General features: G+C 45.1%; 18 protein-coding genes and 1 tRNA gene. 18 read left to right on the top strand and 1 reads right to left on the bottom strand.

Annotated elements, in window-relative coordinates; translation table 11 throughout:
• Positions 1 to 203 precede the first annotated feature (203 nt).
• The 15 genes from K401_RS0103730 (at position 204) to K401_RS0103660 (ending at position 13,988) form a co-directional block, all read left to right on the top strand.
• The gene (locus tag K401_RS0103730; protein WP_024291712.1) at positions 204 to 1,559 is read left to right on the top strand and encodes an ABC transporter substrate-binding protein; all 1,356 of its coding nucleotides are present in this window, start codon (positions 204 to 206) and stop codon (positions 1,557 to 1,559) included.
• Positions 1,560 to 1,664: 105 nt separating this feature from the next.
• Positions 1,665 to 2,576: a carbohydrate ABC transporter permease gene (locus K401_RS0103725; RefSeq protein WP_024291711.1), complete on the top strand. Its 912-nt coding sequence runs from the start codon at positions 1,665 to 1,667 to the stop codon at positions 2,574 to 2,576.
• Positions 2,577 to 2,581: 5 nt separating this feature from the next.
• Positions 2,582 to 3,427, top strand: coding sequence for a carbohydrate ABC transporter permease (locus tag K401_RS0103720; RefSeq protein ID WP_024291710.1), 846 nt, complete (start codon positions 2,582 to 2,584; stop codon positions 3,425 to 3,427).
• 54 nt (positions 3,428 to 3,481) lie between these two features.
• Positions 3,482 to 5,191, top strand: coding sequence for a glycoside hydrolase family 2 protein (locus tag K401_RS0103715; RefSeq protein WP_242842291.1), 1,710 nt, complete (start codon positions 3,482 to 3,484; stop codon positions 5,189 to 5,191).
• 115 nt (positions 5,192 to 5,306) lie between these two features.
• Positions 5,307 to 5,379: transfer RNA gene (locus tag K401_RS0103710), tRNA-Gln, on the top strand.
• A gap of 178 nt (positions 5,380 to 5,557) precedes the next feature.
• Positions 5,558 to 6,283, top strand: a complete 726-nt coding sequence (locus K401_RS0103705; RefSeq protein ID WP_024291708.1) for an acyl-[acyl-carrier-protein] thioesterase — start codon at positions 5,558 to 5,560, stop codon at positions 6,281 to 6,283.
• Position 6,284: 1 nt separating this feature from the next.
• Positions 6,285 to 7,124, top strand: coding sequence for a CvfB family protein (locus K401_RS0103700; RefSeq protein ID WP_024291707.1), 840 nt, complete (start codon positions 6,285 to 6,287; stop codon positions 7,122 to 7,124).
• 29 nt (positions 7,125 to 7,153) lie between these two features.
• The gene (locus K401_RS0103695; RefSeq protein ID WP_024291706.1) at positions 7,154 to 7,738 is read left to right on the top strand and encodes a class I SAM-dependent methyltransferase; all 585 of its coding nucleotides are present in this window, start codon (positions 7,154 to 7,156) and stop codon (positions 7,736 to 7,738) included.
• A 320-nt stretch (positions 7,739 to 8,058) separates the two neighbouring features.
• Positions 8,059 to 9,171 carry an ABC transporter ATP-binding protein gene (locus K401_RS0103690; RefSeq protein ID WP_024291705.1) on the top strand — a complete coding sequence of 371 codons (1,113 nt, stop codon included), beginning with the start codon at positions 8,059 to 8,061 and terminating at the stop codon, positions 9,169 to 9,171.
• A gap of 104 nt (positions 9,172 to 9,275) precedes the next feature.
• A complete protein-coding gene (locus K401_RS0103685; protein WP_013271513.1) occupies positions 9,276 to 10,364 on the top strand; it encodes a PucR family transcriptional regulator in 1,089 nt (362 codons plus the stop codon).
• A 151-nt stretch (positions 10,365 to 10,515) separates the two neighbouring features.
• Complete coding sequence (ftsE, locus tag K401_RS0103680; protein WP_024291704.1) at positions 10,516 to 11,202, top strand: cell division ATP-binding protein FtsE; 687 nt, start codon at positions 10,516 to 10,518, stop codon at positions 11,200 to 11,202.
• The gene (gene ftsX, locus K401_RS0103675; RefSeq protein ID WP_024291703.1) at positions 11,192 to 12,100 is read left to right on the top strand and encodes a permease-like cell division protein FtsX; all 909 of its coding nucleotides are present in this window, start codon (positions 11,192 to 11,194) and stop codon (positions 12,098 to 12,100) included. The genes ftsE and ftsX overlap by 11 nt, the downstream gene beginning before the upstream one ends.
• Positions 12,101 to 12,154: 54 nt before the next feature.
• Positions 12,155 to 12,469 carry a hypothetical protein gene (locus tag K401_RS0103670; protein ID WP_027352193.1) on the top strand — a complete coding sequence of 105 codons (315 nt, stop codon included), beginning with the start codon at positions 12,155 to 12,157 and terminating at the stop codon, positions 12,467 to 12,469.
• Positions 12,470 to 12,506: 37 nt separating this feature from the next.
• Complete coding sequence (locus tag K401_RS34170) at positions 12,507 to 12,641, top strand: M23 family metallopeptidase (protein WP_084492777.1); 135 nt, start codon at positions 12,507 to 12,509, stop codon at positions 12,639 to 12,641.
• Between the two features lie 39 nt (positions 12,642 to 12,680).
• On the top strand, positions 12,681 to 13,988 hold the full coding sequence (locus tag K401_RS0103660) for a S41 family peptidase (RefSeq protein WP_024291701.1): 1,308 nt from the start codon (positions 12,681 to 12,683) through the stop codon (positions 13,986 to 13,988).
• Positions 13,989 to 14,052: 64 nt separating this feature from the next.
• On the opposite strand, the gene K401_RS0103655 is transcribed toward K401_RS0103660, so the two are convergent.
• Positions 14,053 to 15,075, bottom strand: coding sequence for a threonine aldolase family protein (locus K401_RS0103655; RefSeq protein WP_024291700.1), 1,023 nt, complete (start codon positions 15,073 to 15,075; stop codon positions 14,053 to 14,055).
• A gap of 360 nt (positions 15,076 to 15,435) precedes the next feature.
• Here K401_RS0103655 and uvrB point away from each other — a divergent pair, with 360 nt between their 5' ends.
• The 3 genes from uvrB to feoB all read left to right on the top strand — a co-directional run bounded on the left by uvrB (position 15,436) and on the right by feoB (position 19,797).
• A complete protein-coding gene (gene uvrB, locus K401_RS0103650) occupies positions 15,436 to 17,421 on the top strand; it encodes an excinuclease ABC subunit UvrB (protein ID WP_024291699.1) in 1,986 nt (661 codons plus the stop codon).
• 146 nt (positions 17,422 to 17,567) lie between these two features.
• Complete coding sequence (locus K401_RS0103645) at positions 17,568 to 17,807, top strand: FeoA family protein (protein ID WP_242842346.1); 240 nt, start codon at positions 17,568 to 17,570, stop codon at positions 17,805 to 17,807.
• Positions 17,800 to 19,797 (top strand): ferrous iron transport protein B, encoded by a 1,998-nt coding sequence (gene feoB, locus K401_RS0103640; RefSeq protein WP_024291697.1) that lies wholly within the window; start codon positions 17,800 to 17,802, stop codon positions 19,795 to 19,797. Before K401_RS0103645 ends, feoB begins: the two co-directional genes overlap by 8 nt.
• The last annotated feature ends 16 nt before the right edge of the window (positions 19,798 to 19,813 follow it).

The following is a 19,813-nucleotide window of genomic DNA, read 5'->3' as shown; positions in this document are numbered from 1 at the left end:
TTCGCATACTGAACTGATGACAGCTAAATTATATATAAAACATCTCAGCAAAACAACCGGTTAGGGAAAAGAACTATTCAAATTATACAGATAACACGGTTTTTTCAACTTGGAACCCGGTTTTACTCATTTACTGGAATAATCGTGGGAAGTATAATGAAAACGCTTAATACAGCAAAAGTAAATGAATGGAGGAAGGTTTCATGAAGAAAAGAATTGCGTTACTATTGGCGGCAGCTATGGCAGCAGCTTCACTTGCCGGATGCGGAGGCGGCACATCCACAACTGCAGATACTACAGCAGGCTCCGCTGCAGAAGATACTACTGCAGCAAGTGCAGGAAATACAGGCGGAGATGCTAAGCTGACCATGAGCTGGTGGGGAAATCAGGTCAGAAACGAGAAAACTCAGGCTGCATTGGACTTGTATTCGGAGCAGAACCCGGGGATAATCATAGAAGGACAGTTTTCCGAGTGGTCTGATTACTGGAATAAACTGGCTACTTCCGCAGCTGGACAGGCGATTCCGGATCTTGTTCAGATGGATTATTCGTTTATTGATCAATATGTAAAAAACGGACTGCTGGTAGATTTAAAGCCGTATATGGAAGACGGTACTCTGGATGTCTCCAACATTTCTGACAACACCATAGCCAGCGGTACGGTAAATGACGGGGTATACGCGATCTGTGCGGGAATTAATGCACCCTCTCTGCTGTATAATAAAACTCTGCTGGAAGAAAACGGCATTGAAATCAAGGATTACATGACTACGGATGAATTCCTTGATGTATGCCGTCAGGTTTATGAAAAAACAGGGTATAAAACAAACATTGCCTATTATAATGCGGGAGCTTATCTGGATTATTTCATGAGAAGCTATGACATTGTTCTCTATGGAGACAAAAAGATGGGCGGAACCGCAAACGATTATCTTCCATTTTTCCAGATGTATGAGACAGGAATTAAGGAAGGCTGGTTTATTGATCCAGGTGTATTTGCAGAGCTTTCCATCGGTTCCGTTGAACAGGAGCCTCTGGTTTACGGCTCAGGTCCTGAAACCATGTCCTGGTGTGCTTTTTACAACTCTAATCAGCTGACTGCTATTCAGAAAGCAGCTCCTGAGGGTATGGAAATCGGTATTACCACCTGGCCGTCAGCAGATCCGAAGAAATCTGGTTATTTAAAATCCAGCATGTTTTTCTCTGTCGGCGCTCATACAAAGAATCCGGAAGAGGCAGTTAAGGTTCTGAACTTCCTGACCAACTCCAGCGAGGCAAACAACATTCTGCTGGGTGAAAGAGGAGTTCCGGCCTCCAGTGTTATTTCCGAAGAGCTTGCACCCAAGATGAGTGATGTGGATCAGGAAGTGATCCGTTATATCAATGAGGTTGTAACTCCTAATTGTTCTCCCATCAATCCGCCCCAGCCAGACGGCGCAAGTGAGGTTTCCAATTTGTTAAATCAGGTCCAGGAACAGCTGTGCTACGGCGCATATGATGCAGCTACAGCCGCAGAAGAATTCTTTAACGGGGCCAATAATATTATGAGCAAAAAGTAAATGAACCCAATCAGGTGGAGTACAAACTCCACCTGATAAGCAGCGAAGCGGATTGCCGAAGTCCGCTTGACTAAGTATACAGTTATCCATGAATGGAGGATGTCTATGAAAGATAACAAAGGTGCAGGACTCAGGCATTTCCTGAACAAAGAAAGTACAGCGGGAGTGATATTCAGCCTTCCGTTTATCGTAGGCTTTCTGTTGTTCATGGTGGTGCCCATGGGAATTTCCTTTTACTATTCTTTATGCGATTATAACATTTTGTCGCCGCCTGTTTTTGCAGGGCTTAAAAATTACATAAAAATGTTTACCGATGATAAAGTGTTTTTTCAGACCATAGGGGTTACGTTTTATTTCGCCTTAGTATCGGTTCCTCTGCGTTTGGTTTTTGCACTTATGGTGGCCATGCTTCTGCTTAATACATCAAAAGCAACCGGATTTTACCGGGCGGCTTACTATCTTCCATCCATTATCGGAGGCTCCGTGGCAGTCGCCATTCTTTGGAAGCGAATGTTTGCAACCGACGGTGTGATCAATCATCTTTTGGGTATTTTGGGGATTCAGACCAGCTTTGCATGGCTAGGAAATAAAAATACAGCGATTTGGACCCTTATTATCCTGGCAGTCTGGCAGTTTGGTTCTTCTATGCTGATTTTCTTATCATCTTTAAAGCAGATTCCGGTGACCCTTTATGAGGCTGCCAGAGTAGACGGCGCAAATAAAGTTTCTCAGTTTTTCAAGATCACTTTGCCTCTGTTAACACCCACTATTTTCTTTAATCTGGTGATGCAGATGATCAACGGTTTCCTGGCATTCACACAATGCTTTATCATTACCCAAGGAAAACCGCTGAATTCCACTTTGTTTTATACCGTTTATATGTACCAGCAATCCTTTGAGTTCTATAATACCGGATACGGGGCAGCTTTGGCCTGGGTAATGCTGGGAATTATAGGTTTCATAACAATGATTCTGTTCGCAACAAAGAAATTCTGGGTTTATACGGAAGGAGTGTGAGACAGATGAAAACAAAAAGAAAAATAGGAAAAGTTTTTTACCATGTTATTGTCTGCAGTCTGGGGCTTGTGATGATTTATCCTTTGATTTGGATGGTCATGAGTTCTTTTAAGGAAACCAATACCATCTTTATAACAGCAGGCCAGCTGATTCCGGAAAAGTTTGTGCTTTCTAATTATATGAACGGCTGGAAAGGCTTTGCAAAGATTACTTTTGCTACTTTTTTTAAGAATTCTCTGTTTATAGCCGTTGTAGCGACTTTGGGAACGGTATTTTCCTCTGCTTTGGTGGCCTATGGCCTTGCCAGATGCAGATTTTTTGGCAGAAGAGTTTTGTTTGTAGCAATGCTGCTCTCTATGATGCTCCCGGCTCAGGTTCTGATGATCCCACAGTATTTATGGTATCAGAAATTAGGGTGGGTAGGAAGCTATAAGCCGCTGATACTTCCTTATTGCTTTGCAATTCAGGGGTTCTTTGTTTATCTGATGATTAATTTCATAGATGGAATCCCCAAAGAGCTTGACGAGGCAGCCAAGATTGACGGTTGCTCTTATTATAGTATATTTTCCAGGATCATCATGCCCCTTATTTCCCCGGCACTTATTACGGCCAGTATTTTTTCCTTTATGTGGAGATGGGATGATTTTCTTTCTGCTCTGCTTTATATCAATGAGTCCGCCAAATATCCGGTCAGCCTTGCATTAAAATTGTTTAGTGATCCTGGATCTTCTTCCGATTACGGTGCAATGTTTGCAATGGCAACCCTATCCATTCTGCCTGCAGTCATTATCTTTATCTGCCTGCAGAAATATCTGGTGGAAGGCATCAGTACTTCCGGTTTAAAGGGGTAATACGCAACTCTTTTTTTAAAAATTACAAAAAAGCGATGAAAAAGGAGAATGAATATGGTCATTGATAATGTTCCAAGACCTGATTTTATAAGAGAGGATTGGACGGATCTGAATGGAGAATGGGATTTTTCCTTTGATGAACCGGTATTTGACCGGAAAATCCAGGTGCCGTTCTGCTATCAGTCTGAAATGAGCGGAATCGGGGATACAGAGGTTCACCATATAGTATGGTATCGGAAAGCTTTTGTGGTGGAGAAAGACAGATTAAATGGAAAAAGTCTGCTTTTGAAGTTTGGAGCTGTGGATTATGAAGCAGAAGTTTATATTAATCAAATCCATGCAGTTGGCCACAGAGGTGGTCATACTCCCTTTGAGGCAGATATTACCGGGCTGGTATCGGACGGAAAAAACATCATAACGGTTAAGGTTATGGATTACAGTGACGCGGATAAGCCGAGAGGAAAGCAGACATGGACAGGGGAGAATTTTGCCTGCTGGTATACTCCTACCACCGGCATCTGGCAGAGCGTATGGCTGGAATATGCGGGAAAACCCTATATAAAACGAATAAAGGCAACTCCGGATCTGGAACGGAATGAAGCATTATGCGAAATCTTCATTTCATCCATGGACCGTGTTGAAGGAGAAATAGCCTTTCACAGCCTCCCTGCGGAAGGTGGTATGGAAATGGATCTGGGCAGCTTAAAAATTTCCTGTGAAAATGGCTATGGAAAGGGGATTTTGGCTTTACCTGACTTGGATCTGCGCCGGGATCAGCTGACATGGACGCCGGAAAAGCCTAATTTGATTGAAATGGAGGTAAATCTTCCAAATGATAAGGTTACCAGCTATTTCGGACTTCGGTCTGTTTGCGTTACAAATGGAAAAATTCTGTTAAACGGAGAGGTTTTGTATCAAAGACTGGTTCTTGATCAGGGCTACTGGAGTCAAAGCCTTCTTACGCCTCCGGATGAGGAATCCATCCGGAATGATATACTGCTCTCAAAGAAAATGGGATTTAACGGGGCCAGGAAACATCAGAAAGTTGAAGATCCAAGATATTATTACTGGGCTGATAAGCTGGGATTTCTTGTATGGGGAGAGATGCCAAGCTGCTATATGTATACAGACAATACTGTGGAAAACACCTCTAAAGAACTGACTGAATTCATTGAACGGGATTATAATCATCCTTCCATTATTACATGGGTGACAGCGAACGAAAGCTGGGGAATGAGAAACATAAAAACGGATAACAGCCAGCAGAGCTTTTCTAATATGCTGTTTTATCAGGCCAAGGCCCTGGATAGAACCAGGCTGGTCAGCGGAAACGACGGCTGGGAGCAGACGGAGCACACGGATATTCTGGCCTTGCATGATTATGAACTGATGCCGGAAACGGAAAGAAAGTATGATTCCATGGAAGATATCCTAAATAGCCATGCGGAGCGCCGCTTTGTTCTGGCGGATCAGGAGGCGTACCGGGGACAGCCTGTCCTGATGACAGAGTATGGCGGTATTGCCTTTTCTGCAGAAGAAAAAGGCTGGGGATATTATAATAAGGTGAAAAGCGAAGAGGAATTTTTAAGACGCCTGGAGCCTATTACGGATTTCCTGATTAAAAGCAGAAAGTTCTCCGGTTTTTGCTATACCCAGCTTACGGATGTGATGCAGGAGACAAACGGTCTTCTGAAAGAAGACAGAACGCCCAAGCTTTCATTTGAAAAACTGGAAAAGATTTTCGGGAAAAAAATCTACGAATAAGAATTCTTCTGCCGTCCAAATGAACGGTAACTCTTTCATGGCCGGCAGAAAAATCGACTTAAAAAAGACTTGACTAATGTAGAAAAATCTTGTATAATTCCTCTTGTTGTATTGATGGGCTATCGCCAAATGGTAAGGCAACGGACTCTGACTCCGTCATTTTCAAGGTTCGAATCCTTGTAGCCCAGTCTGAAAACGGAACCTCATGGGGTTCCGTTTTTTGCATTGCAGATTGTTAAGTTCTTGTTAAAACTTTCCTTTTTGATAGAATTTCCCCGAAAACGCTCACAGGGTTCTTTCTGGTTTATCTGGACAAGAGCTTAAAAATGCTTTATAATGTTATATAATTTTGATGAGAGGTGTGAAATGTATACATTTGGCAGCAGGGTCCGTTACAGTGAAACAGACGAGTGCGGAAGACTGACATTAACAGGCATCATGAATTATCTGCAGGATTGCTCTACGTTTCAGTCAGAGGACATCGGCCTTGGAATTTCCTACTTAACGGATCGACATAAGGCCTGGTGGCTTTCCTCCTGGCAGATCGTGGTGGACCGTTATCCCGTGCTGGGGGAGGAGATCGTAGTGGGTACCTGGCCCTATGACTTTAAGGGGTTTTACGGCTACCGGAATTTTACCATATGTGATCAGGCCGGAGAGTACCTTGTAAGGGCTAATTCCGTATGGTTCCTCTTTGATACGGAAAAGGGACGTCCCGTTAAAATTGAACCGGAAGACATCAGGGGATATGGAAACGGCAGGGAAACGCAGCTTTCCATGGACTATGCTTCCCGTAAGATCCAGTTGCCGGAGGAATATGAGAACACAGAGCCGGTCATCGTCGGAAAGCATCATATTGACACAAACCATCATGTCAATAATGCTCAATATGTAGAGATTGCCAGAGAGGTGCTTCCCGATGAAGTGGAGGTATCCGAACTGAGAGTGGAATATAAAAAGGCGGCAGTCTTTGGAGATGCAATTTATCCCCGTGTGAGCCGGACAGAGGAAGGTTATACTGTTTCCCTGTGCGATGAGCGGGGAGCAGCTTACGCAGTCATCTGGCTGCGTGGAACAACAGAGAGGATGTAACATGATAGAATTAGGAAAGATGCAGACCCTGGTGGTACAAAGGGTCAAGGAGTTCGGTGTATATGTGGGCGAGGAGGCTGAAAGCCAGGTTTCCGTGCTCCTGCCTAAAAAGCAGGTGCCGGAGGGGACCGGGCCCGGTGACAGGATCCCTGTTTTTATCTATAAGGATTCAGAGGACCGGCTCATAGCCACCACAGCAGTGCCTAAGCTTTTGGTAGGTGAAACCGCTGTGCTTCAGGTGAAAGAAGTGGGTAAAATCGGCGCATTTCTCGACATGGGACTTGAAAAGGATCTGCTCCTTCCTTTTAAGGAACAGACCCATAAGGTTCGGCCGGGAGAAAAGGTGCTGGTGGCTCTGTACATTGATAAAAGCAAACGATTGGCGGCTACCATGAGGGTATATTCCTATATGAGCAATCAGTCGCCCTATAAAAAGGATGATCAGGTGACCGGGATCATTTATGAGATGAATGAGAATCTGGGAGCCTTTGTAGCAGTAGATCATAAGTACTACGGGCTCATCCCCCGGAAAGAGGTTTTTGAAAACTACCGGGAAGGTGATGAAATAACGGCCCGGGTCACCAAGGTAAGGGAAGACGGGAAACTGGATCTAAGCCCCAGGCAAAAGGCATATATCCAGATGGATGCGGATTCCGAAAAGGTTCTTGAGATCATAGAAACACAGTTTGGCGGAAGCCTTCCGTTTACCGATAAGGCAGAGCCGGAGATCATCAAACGGGAGTTTTCCATGAGCAAGAACGCGTTTAAGCGGGCAGTAGGCCACCTTCTGAAAGAAGGAAAAATCAAGATAACGGAAAGTAAAATTGAAAGAATCAGATAACGGGTAAAAAGGATAACAGGAGGATTATTTTGGACTCGATAGACTATTATAATAAGTATGCAGCAAAGGAATTTGAAGAAACAGTGAACCAGGATATGTCGGGGGTCATGAAGGAATTCTTAAATCTTCTGGAGGAAGGCGATACGATTCTGGATTTAGGATGCGGATCAGGCAGGGACAGCCTGACTTTCTATGATCTGGGATATGATGTGACGCCGCTTGATGCATCGGAGGAGATGTGTAAGCTGGCTGAAATCCATACCGGCCTGGAAGTGCTTCAGATGACGTTTGAACAGATGGATTTTGACAATGTGTTTGATGGAATCTGGGCCTGCGCATCCTTACTTCACATTCCGAAAAAGGAACTGTCTGACATTCTTACAAAGATAGCAAGGGCCTTAAATGATAAGGGAATCCTTTATATGTCTTTTAAACTGGGAGATTATGAAGGATTCAGAGGAAAAAGGTATTTCTGTGATTTTACGGCGGATTCTATTACGGAAGTGTTAAGGGATAACGGCCGGTTTGAGATCGTAAAGCTTTGGGAAACAGAGGATGTTCGTTCTGGTCATTCTGACGTAAAATGGCTGAACGTTCTTGTAAGAAAGCAATAGTAACACGTATAAAATTTACAAGACGGTGCCAAAATTATTGGCGCCGTCTTGTAGTTTCTGACTAAAACTGAGGGGCAATATCGGTAACCTATCGAATATAGACAGAAATATCAGAACGATTCTCTTGATATTTTGACGTTTCAATCATTTTTTTGACCCGTTATACAAATTAGCCAAAAGGCCGAAATGGATTTTGGTAAATAACAATATGGTAAAAGAAAAATAATTCATGTATGATTGTTTCAGAACAAAGGGCCGCAGCTATGGGGGCTGCCGGTTCAGATCAGAGAATAAACACTTTATTTTAGGAGGATTAGTAAATGGCTAGTTTATCACTGAAAAACATCGTCAAGAGATATCCTAACGGATTTGAAGCAGTTAAAGATTTTAATCTGGATATTGCTGATAAGGAATTTGTCATTTTCGTAGGACCATCCGGATGTGGTAAGTCCACAACCCTGCGTATGATTGCAGGTCTGGAAGACATTTCTTCCGGTGAACTTTACATTGACGGAAAATTAATGAATGATGTAGAGCCAAAGGACAGAGATATCGCAATGGTATTCCAGAACTACGCTTTGTATCCTCATATGACTGTATTCGATAACATGGCGTTTGGTCTGAAATTGAGAAAGACTCCAAAGGACGAGATTGATAAGCTGGTTCATGAAGCTGCAAGAATCCTTGACCTTGAGCATTTATTAGACCGTAAGCCAAAAGCTTTATCCGGCGGACAGAGACAGCGTGTTGCCATGGGACGTGCTATCGTGCGTGATCCAAAGGTCTTCTTAATGGATGAGCCCTTATCCAACCTTGATGCCAAGCTGAGAGGCCAGATGCGTATTGAGATTTCCAAGCTGCATCAGAGACTTCAGGCGACCATCATCTACGTAACCCATGACCAGACAGAGGCTATGACACTTGGTACCAGAATCGTAGTAATGAAGGATGGCGTTATCCAGCAGGTTGACTCTCCTCAGAACTTATACGATAAGCCAGGTAACAAATTCGTTGCCGGATTTATCGGTGCTCCTCAGATGAACCTGATTGAAGCTTCCGTAGCAAAGAAGGGAAGCGATGTTACTTTAACATTCGGCGGAAATACAATCGCTCTTCCTGAAGGAAAAGCGAAAAAGTTGGAGGATGCCGGTTATGTCGGAAAGTCTGTAGTCTTAGGCATTCGTCCGGAAGATTTACATGATGAGGAAGCTTTCCTTGAGTCTTCTCCCGCAAGTGTTATCAGTGCTACCATCAGAGTTTACGAGCTGTTAGGTGCTGAAGTTTACTTATACTTTGATGTGGAAGATGTAAACTTTACCGCAAGAGTAAATCCTCGTACAACAGCAAGACCTGGCGATACAATTAAGCTGGCTCTTGACTTAACAAAGATCCATGTGTTCGATAAAGATACAGAAATCGTTGTTTTAAACTAAAAATTAATGAAATTTTAAGCAAGCGGTTAACCTACCCGCTTGCTTTTTTTTTCTTTTTGCATTAATATATAATAAGGTAAATTTACGAAAAAGGAGAATATGCCATGATTTCGAATCAAATACTTCAAACAACCATTGAAGGATTAAAAGGGATTACGAGAATTGATCTGTGTATTTGTGATACAGAAGGAAAGGTATTGGCAACCACATTTCCTGATGCGGAAGATTATGAAAGTTCAATCCTGGCGTTCGTGGATTCTCCGGCCGACAGCCAGGTAATCCAGGGATATCAGTTTTTCAAAGTGTTAGATGAGCACCAGCTGGAGTACATCCTCCTTGCAAAGGGAGGAAGCGATGATGTTTATATGGTAGGCAAACTGGCGGCTTTCCAGATCCAGAGCCTGCTGGTTGCGTATAAAGAAAGATTTGACAAGGATAACTTCATTAAGAACTTATTACTTGACAATCTGCTTTTGGTGGATATCTACAATCGGGCGAAAAAGCTCCATATTGAGACAAACATCAAGAGAGTCGTATTCATCATCGAGACACAGCATGAAAAAGATGTAAATGCATTGGAGACAGTGCGCAATTTATTTGCCGCAAAGACAAAAGATTTCGTTACCGCCGTTGATGAGAAGAATATCATTCTTGTGAAAGAGGTAAAGGAAGGCGAGACTTACGAGGATTTAGAGAAGACTGCCAACACCGTTTTGGACATGCTCAATACCGAAGCAATGACTCAGGTCCATGTAGCTTTTGGTACCATTGTCAGTGAGATCAAAGAGGTTTCCAGATCTTATAAGGAAGCCAAGATGGCAATGGATGTGGGTAAGATCTTCTACAGCAATAAGAATGTGGTTGCCTATAGTAAACTGGGAATCGGACGTTTGATTTATCAGCTTCCGCTGCCCTTATGCCGTATGTTCATCAAAGAGATTTTCGACGGAAAATCCCCGGACGATTTTGACGAGGAAACTCTGACAACGATCAATAAATTCTTTGAGAACAGCTTAAACGTGTCTGAAACTTCCAGACAGCTTTATATTCACAGAAACACCCTTGTTTACCGTCTGGACAAACTCCAGAAGAGCACCGGCCTGGATCTGCGCGTATTTGAAGATGCCATCACCTTTAAGATTGCCCTGATGGTAGTGAAATACATGAAATATATGGAAAACCAGGACTATTAATTTTTACGTTACCAAGAACAGTGGAAAGAGAGGCAGTAATACAGCTGTTTTGCGCTTAAGCAGAAGCAGTTGTATTGCTGACTCTTTTCATAAGGCGAAGCCTGTTCCCCAAAAGCAAAAGTAATCAAAGCACAAAATTTAGAGGACTGAAATGATTGAACTTTGGAATGTAAGCAAAACATATGAAGCCGGAAACAAGGCGCTGCGCAATATCAGCATGACCATTGAGGATGGGGAATTCGTGTTCATCATTGGCCGCAGCGGTTCAGGCAAATCCACACTTTTAAAAATGCTTTTAAAAGAAGTGGAGCCAACCACCGGCAAAATTGTCGTGAATGATATGAATTTAAGCAAGATGCCCAGAAAGTTCATTCCCAAATACCGGCGGAAGCTTGGCATGGTTTTCCAGGATTTCCGGCTGTTAAAGGATCGGAATGTCTACGAAAACGTAGCTTTTGCACAGCGGGTGATCGGCGCATCTACAAGGAACATAAGAGAGTCGGTTCCCGCCATGCTTAAAATGGTGGGACTATCTTCAAAATACAAATTTTTTCCTCAGCAGCTGTCCGGCGGAGAGCAACAGCGTGTTGCCATTGCCAGGGCTTTGATTAACCGCCCGGAAATCCTGCTGGCGGACGAGCCTACCGGAAACTTAGATGGGCACAACTCCATGGAGATCATGAAGCTCTTAAATGAGGTCAATAAGCTGGGAACAACGGTGATCGTTGTCACCCATAGCCAGGAGATTGTGGACCGGATGAAAAAACGGGTGGTTGTGATGGACCGTGGGGCCATCATAAGCGACGAGAAAAAAGGCGGTTATACATATGAGAATTAGTACGTTTTGGTATTGCCTGAAGCAAGGTGTAAATAATATATGCAGGAACATTTTGTTTTCCCTGGCTTCCATTGCAACAGTTTCCGCCTGCATCTTTTTGTTCTGCCTGTTTTTCTCCATTGTTATCAATGTGCAGTATGTGATTAAGAATACGGAAAGCACGGTGGGAATCACGGTGTTTTTTAATGATGGGCTGGATGCCAATAAGATCAAGGAGATCGGCAATGAGATCAAAGCCAGAGATGATGTGAAGGAAGTGACCTTTACCTCGGCAGAGGAGGCATGGGCGGAAGCAAAGCAGGAATACTTCGGCGACTTGCAGGACCTAGCGGAAGGATTTGAGGAAGACAATCCCCTGGCCAATTCAGCCTCATATACCATATTTTTAAAGGATCTGGTGGATCAGGATCAGGTGGTGGACTGGCTGAAGAGTCTTGACGGTGTCAGGAAAGTCAATTATTCCAAAACAGCGGCAGAAGGCATGAACAGCTTAAGCAAGGTGATCGGAGTTCTTTCCATGCTGATCATCGGTGTTTTATTGGCTGTGGCCATATTCTTAATCAGCAACACCATTTCAGTGGCAGCGGCCTTCCGGAAGAGTGAAAACCAGATCATGAAATTAATTGGTGCTACCAACTACATGATCCGGGCGCCTTTTGTGGTGGAGGGCGTTATCATCGGACTGGTGGGAGCTTCCATTCCTCTTATTGCCATTTATTTTCTGTACCGGTCTACAGTTGAGTATGTGGTCACAAAGTTCAGCATCTTATCCGGACTGTTTCAGTTTCTGCCGGTGGAGGCCATATTCCCATATATGGCGGCAACTGCGCTGGCTCTTGGTGTTGGAATCGGATTTTTTGTAAGCTTCTTTACCATCAGGAAGCATCTGAAAGTGTAGGAAAAAAGCACCCTGATTTTAACTGCAGGGAATATAGAGGCAGCATTGCTGCATATGATAGGAAAATGCCGGAGAGTGATATCCGGTCCAGAAAAAATTCTAAGCTTTCCAGTTAGGGAAAACAGATTGAGGCCGATCAGAAAGCCAGAACCCCGGAGAAAGGCAGAAAAGGCGGGGAAAGCGGGGAAGCAGGCCATGAAAACGTATAATACGGTTGCTATGGGGAATATTAATTTTATATGGCTCTGCCCGCAGTTAAGCAGGAGCGTTTCAGACGCCGGTGCTTTTGCAGGCAGAGGCATCTTCCCTCCTTTTTCCGGGAACAGCGGCCAAACCTACATACAGTTATTCTGCCGGCATATATCATGATTCCTCATGATGGAGGTGTTTATGCCGTTTCTTTGCATTGCTTCCGGCTTTTGGTATTAAGCCGGAAGTTTGGCAGGGGCAGATAATTGCAAATGTGGGTTATACCGGATATTCCACAAGGCCGTATCTCCATTTTGAGATCAGGGCAGATGGCAGCTATGCAAACCGGTGAAATACGCAAGCCCATAAAGAGCTAGATAGGAGAATAACAGTGGAAAGTAAGAATAAATTTTGGAAGGGCGCCCTAGTAGGAGCGCTTCTGACCACATTGGCAGGTCTTGTTATTGTGGGAATGTCTCTCGGGATCTTTCTGATCGGCAGGGCAGCCATTGACGGAAAAGGTCAGGCAGCTGAATCCGCTCAGGCAGAGAACCAGGAAGGCAGCCTTGATATGAACCGGATCGTGAACAAAATCCAGACGATCCAGAGCGTGATTGATAAATATTATCTCTTTGATGAAAATACAAAAAATGTGGAAGACTGGATCTATAAGGGGATGCTCTATGGATTAGAGGACCCTTATACGGTTTATTATACTGCAGACGAGTATGAGAAGCTGATGGAGGACACTGCCGGGGAATACTGCGGAATCGGAGTCATGGTCAGCCAGAGCGCTGCCACTGGAATCATTACGGTGACAAAGGTCTTTGAAGGAACGCCTGGGGCTGAAGCAGGAATGCTGCCCGGTGACATGATTTATAAGGTAGGCGATGAAGAAGTGACCGGTATGGATCTGGAACTGGTTGTAAAGGACCATATCAAAGGGGCGGAAGGAACGCCGGTAACGGTAACGGTTCTTCGTCCGGATACGGGGGCCTACATTGATATGACTATGGAGCGGCGCCAGATCACAGTTCCTACTGTTGAGCATGAAATGCTGGCAGACAATATCGGATATATATCGGTCAGCCAGTTTGATACGGTTACAGCGGGTCAGTTTAAGAGTGCCATTGATGACCTGGAAAAACAGGGAATGGAGAAAATGATCGTGGATTTGAGAAATAATCCTGGGGGAGTCGTGGATGCAGTAGTTTCCATGCTTGATTACATTCTTCCCGACGATCTGTTGATTGAAGGTGATCCCAATCTGGTAAGAACCAAGAAGAATAAAACGCTTCTTGTTTATATGGCGGATAAAAATGGAGATGGAGAGCAGTATTACGCCTCTGACGGCCATAAAGTAGATGTGCCTATGGCTGTTTTGGTCAACGGCCAGTCAGCCAGCGCTTCTGAAGTGTTTTCCGGAGCTCTTAAGGCTTATGACAGGGCAAAACTGGTTGGAACAAAGACCTTTGGAAAGGGAATCGTTCAGACTCTGTTTCCTCTTGATCATGGTACTGCCATTAAGATGACGGTTGCCCATTACTATACGCCAAGCGGCTTTGACCTTCATGGAAAAGGCCTGGAGCCGGATATTGCGGTTGATCTAAAAGAGGATTTAAAAACAAAGATTAAAATAGAGCATAGCGAAGACAACCAGCTTGGGGAAGCCATAAAAGCATTGAATGAAAAACGTTAAATTGTAAAAGAAAAAGCCCTCTAAGGCAGGCCATTTTGACCACTGTCCTTAGAGGGCTTTTCAATCAGCAGGTTTCCAGAAGACTGATAAACCGGCGGCAGGCTTCTTCGCTGGTAGCCCAGGAGGTGACCAGACGGACGGAGGTATGGCTGTCATCCACCCGTTCCTGAACGATGAAAAGAAAATCCTTTTCCAGCTTTGCGATCACCTGGTCAGGAAGGATGGGGAAAAGCTGGTTTGTCATGGAATCGGAAAGGAAGGGATACCCGCACTTTTCAATCCCTTTTCTCAAAATGGCAGACATTTCATTGGCGTGGGCTGCCAGATCATAGAGGAGGTTGTTGGAAAACAGCTCTTCAAACTGGATTCCCAGCAGCCAGCCTTTTGCCAGCATGGCTCCCCGCTGTTTGATCATAAACCGGAAGTCCGGTTTTAAATCCTGGTGACAGATCACAAGGGCTTCTCCAAACAAGGCTCCGCCCTTAGTTCCGCCAATGTAAAAAACGTCGGTGAGCTTTGCAATATCTTCCAATGTTAAATCATTCACAGAGCTTGTGAGCGCAGAACCAAGACGTGCACCATCCAGGAATAAGTAAAGACCTTTCTGGCGGCAGATGTGGTGAAGGGATTCCAGTTCCTTTTTGGTATACTGTGTACCGATCTCCGTGGAATTGGAGATATAGACCATTTTCGGCTGTACCATATGCTCGTCCGTATGAAGGTCCAAAGCCTTCTGGATGTGGGCTGGAGTCAGTTTTCCATCCTCGCAGGGCATGGCTATGACCTTATGTCCCGTGGCTTCAATGGCTCCTGTTTCGTGGACATTTATATGCCCCATGTCCGTGGAGATGACCGCCTGCCAGGGGCGCAGGGCAGTGCTGATGGTGATCAGATTGGTCTGGGTGCCGCCCACTATGAAATGAATATCCGCATCCTCCCGGCCGATTTCTTTTCTAATGAGGGCGCGGGCATTGCTGCAGTGGTCATCCAGTCCGTATCCGGCATTCTGAATTAAGTTGGCATTGATCATGGCCTCCAAAATTTTTGGATGTGCACCTTCGCTGTAGTCGTTAATAAAACTGTACATAAAAATCCTCCTGCTGTTTCATAGTATGATATATCAAAAGTGTTCCTTACTTTCGATAGTATAACTTATCCGAACTTGCGACGCAAGTTCGGATAAAAGGGGCGTTCTTTGCCCCGTCCATCCGATTATCGAAAGTGTTCCTTACTTTCGATAATATAAGATGTATGATATACTAAAAGCAAGAGAATTTCAATACCAAAAGAACAGATGTTCCCTGTTTTGCTATACTTTTTTATTGCCGTATGCTATAATTGGCAGTGACGTATATTGTAATTCCTGCAAAAAGCTATATACCGGGCGGATATGGTTGCATGTTCATTTGGCGGCTGCCTGCGGGAAATGATTTGGAGGTAAATGATCATGGACTTTGTATTGCATTCAGAATATGCCCCTACCGGTGACCAGCCCCAGGCCATTGAACAGCTTGTAAAGGGATTCCAGGAGGGAAACCAGTTTCAGACTCTGCTTGGGGTCACAGGCTCTGGAAAGACCTTTACCATGGCAAATGTGATCCAGAAGCTGCAGAGGCCCACTCTTATCATCGCTCATAATAAGACGCTTGCAGCCCAGCTTTACAGTGAGTTCAAGGAGTTTTTCCCGGAAAATGCGGTGGAGTATTTTGTTTCCTATTATGATTATTACCAGCCGGAGGCATATGTGCCTTCCACTGATACCTATATAGAAAAGGATTCAGCCATTAATGATGAGATCGACAAGCTGCGGCACTCGGCTACGGCTGCTCTCTCGGAGCGGAAGGATGTTATCATCGTGGCATCGGTTTCCTGTATATACGGCCTGGGAAGTCCCATTGATTATCAGGAAATGGTTATTTCATTAAGACCAGGCATGATAAAGGACAGGGATGAGGTGGTCCATAAGCTGATTGACATCCAATATGACCGGAATGACATGGATTTCAGGCGTGGGACCTTCCGGGTAAGAGGAGATGTGGTGGAGATATTTCCTGCCTATTCCGGAAGCGAGGCTTACCGGATCGAGTTTTTCGGAGACGAAGTGGAGCGCATCACGGAGATCGATACCCTGACAGGGGAGATTCGGGCGGAATTGGGACATGTGGCCATATTCCCTGCTTCCCATTATGTGGTGTCCAGGGAGAAGATGGAGCTGGCTGCACAGACCATCCTGGAGGAATTAAAGGAGCAGGTGGCGTATTTTAAAAGCGAGGACAAGCTGTTAGAGGCTCAGCGGATTTCCGAGCGGACGAACTTTGATGTGGAGATGATGAAAGAAACCGGCTTTTGTTCCGGAATCGAGAATTATTCCAGGCATTTGACCGGAGGACAGCCCGGAGAGCCGCCCTATACCCTGATTGATTATTTTCCCGATGACTTTCTGATCATCGTGGATGAGTCCCATATCACCCTTCCTCAGGTACGGGGCATGTTTGCAGGGGACCGCTCCAGAAAGACCACCCTTGTGAATTTTGGTTTCCGTCTTCCCTCTGCCCTTGATAACCGGCCTTTGAATTTTGAGGAATTTGAGTCAAAGATCAATCAGATGATGTTTGTTTCTGCCACTCCTTCTGTCTATGAGGCGAATCATGAGCTGTTAAGGGTGGAGCAGATCATCCGGCCTACCGGGCTTCTGGATCCTGAAATCGATGTAAGGCCGGTGGAAGGACAGATCGACGACCTGGTTTCTGAGGTAAATAAGGAAGTTGCCAAGAAAAACAAGATTCTGATCACTACCCTGACCAAACGGATGGCAGAGGATCTGACCGATTACATGAGAGAAGTGGGGATCCGGGTAAAATACCTCCATTCCGATATTGATACTCTGGAGCGTTCCGAAATCATCCGGGACATGCGTCTGGATGTGTTTGATGTGCTGGTGGGAATCAATCTGCTGAGGGAGGGTCTTGATATTCCGGAGATCACTCTGGTGGCTATTCTGGATGCGGATAAAGAAGGGTTTCTCCGATCAGAGACTTCTTTGATCCAGACCATAGGAAGGGCGGCAAGAAATTCCGATGGCCATGTGATCATGTATGCAGATACGGTGACAGATTCCATGCGTGTGGCTATTGAGGAGACCAACCGTAGGAGAGCCATTCAGCAGCTTTATAATGAAGAGCATGGGATCACCCCAACCACCATCAAAAAATCGGTCCGTGACCTTATTGCCATCTCAAAGGCAGCCATTGAAGAGGAGAAGGGCTTTAAGAAGGATCCGGAATCCATGGATGCAAAGGAACTGGAAAAGCTTGCAAAGGAGCTTACAAAGAAGATGCACCAGGCTGCAGCGGAGCTGAATTTCGAGGAGGCAGCAAAGCTGCGTGACCGGATGGTTCAGATTAAGAAAATGCTTCAGGATATGGACGATTGAGGGCTGGCTTGACCGCCCGACAAAAATGTTGCCTGGCGGGGGAGATGGTATTGACAGTGATTCTCAATAAGAGTAAAATCTCAATGGACGCATTTAAGGCAAGAGCCTTGGAGCGCCGCCGGTAGGATTGGCTGCGTCCGGAGGAGATTATTATGAAGCTGTATGAAGGAGAAATCGGAAAAACCTACATTGTTTACAGTGTGATGGTAAAGGATGCCATCACCAGGCGTTTGGAGGCTCTGGGGGTCAATGAGCTGACGCCTGTTACCCTGATGAATAAGAAGGGGAGCGGTACTGTGATCATTAAGGTCAGAGGTACCCGCCTTGCCCTTGGAAGAAGGATATCGGAGGGAATCGAAATCAGGGAGGCTGTGGAACATGCGTGAGGAAAACAGGATGATTCATGTCGGGTTTGTGGGAAACCCCAACTGCGGAAAAACGACCTTATTCAATGCTTTTACAGGGGCAAAGCTTAAGGTGGCTAACTGGCCGGGCGTTACCGTGGAGAGAGTGGAAGGAGAGACCAGCTACAAGGGCCGTCCTATCCGGATGGTTGATACGCCTGGGATTTATAGCCTGACATGCTATACTCTGGAAGAAAAGGTAACAAGGAAATGCCTGGAAAATGGGGAAGTGGATGTGATCATCAACGTGGTGGACGCCTCATCCCTGGAACGGAATCTGTATTTGACCCTTCAGCTTCTGGAACTAAAAAAGCCGGTCATTCTGGCCCTTAACATGATGGACATTGTTGAAGACAGGGGAATGGAAATTGATTTACACCGTCTTCCTGAGATGCTTGGATCTATCCCGGTGGTTCCTGTTTCAGCAAGAAAACGGACCGGACTTGATGTGCTGCTTCATGCGGTGGTTCACCATTATGAAGAAGGGCCTCAAGGCGTGGTGGTGAATTATACGCCTAAAATTGAAAATAGGATTTCCAAGATTGAAACCGTACTAAAAGCCCATTACGGGAACATGGATAATCTAAGGTGGCATGCCATCAAATTTCTGGAGTATGATGAGGAGGTCTGGAATGACCATCCCTTGGATTTAAGCAATATTGTTGACCATAATTATGAGAAGGAGATCATAAACCAGAAATACGACTATATAGAAGGAATCATCAAGGAATGTCTGGTGAACAAGGAAGAGAAAGCCGCGTTTACGGATAAAATTGATGAATATCTGACCCATCCCTTTTTGGGCGTGCCTTTTTTCTTGGGCATTATGGCCCTGGTATTCTTTCTGACTTTTACTGTCGGTGACTTTTTAAAGGGGTATTTTGAAACTGCGCTGGGCTTATTTTCCACCAGCATGCAGCAGTTTATGGAAAGCATCCATGCAGCTGACTGGATCACTTCCCTTGTGGTGGACGGAATCGTGGCCGGAGTAGGAGGAATTCTCACGTTTCTGCCTAATATCTTTATCCTGTTCCTTGCGCTGGCTTTTCTGGAAGACAGCGGATATATGGCCAGGGTCGCTTATGTCATGAATGAGATCATGGGTCGCGTGGGACTTTCCGGGAAAGCCTTTCTTCCCATGCTTCTTGGGTTTGGCTGTACAGTTCCTGCTGTTATGGCCGCCAGATCCCTTCCCAGTGAAAAGGACAGGAAAAGAACTATTTTAATTACCCCCTTTATGTCCTGCTCTGCCAGACTCCCCATTTACGTACTGTTTTCCCAGATGTTTTTCCCGGAACATGCCTTGATCGTGGCATATTCCCTGTATCTCATCGGATTGATGGTAGCAATTGCCATCGCTTATGTGACCCACTGGAGCCATAAGGCGGAGGAAGAGGATACGCTTCTCATAGAGCTTCCCGAATATAAGACGCCAAACGGGAGGACGGTAGGTATTTATGTATGGGACAAAGTAAAGGATTATTTAGGAAAGGCGGGAACCACCATTTTCCTTGCCACCATTGTGCTTTGGTTTGTCTTAAACAGCGGGTCGTCAGGATTTGTCACTGATGTTTCACAAAGCTTTGCAGCTGCCATCGGCAGGGTTCTGATTCCCGTGCTGCGCCCTGCGGGCCTTGGAGACTGGAGGATCGCTGTGGCTTTGATTTCCGGGCTTTCTGCAAAGGAAGTGGTGGTTTCCAGCTTTTCAGTCCTGTTTGGAATCAACAATATAAATTCTGCGGCAGGAATGGGAGAGCTGTCCGGCATTCTTGGAGGCATTGGTTTTGGCGGTGTGAATGCTTATGCCCTGATGATTTTCTGTCTCCTGTATTCTCCGTGTATTGCGGCTGTGGCAACGATTAAAAAGGAAACCGGTTCCATAAGATGGACTCTTGGCATGGTACTTTTCCAGCTGGCAGTGGCCTGGGCAGCTTCTGTACTTGTATTTCAGCTTGGTAGTCTGATTTTTTAAACTTCATATTATGGGA

Source organism: Lacrimispora indolis DSM 755 (genome assembly GCF_000526995.1).
Classification (GTDB): domain Bacteria; phylum Bacillota; class Clostridia; order Lachnospirales; family Lachnospiraceae; genus Lacrimispora; species Lacrimispora indolis.
This window is presented reverse-complemented; position numbering and strand designations above follow the sequence as displayed.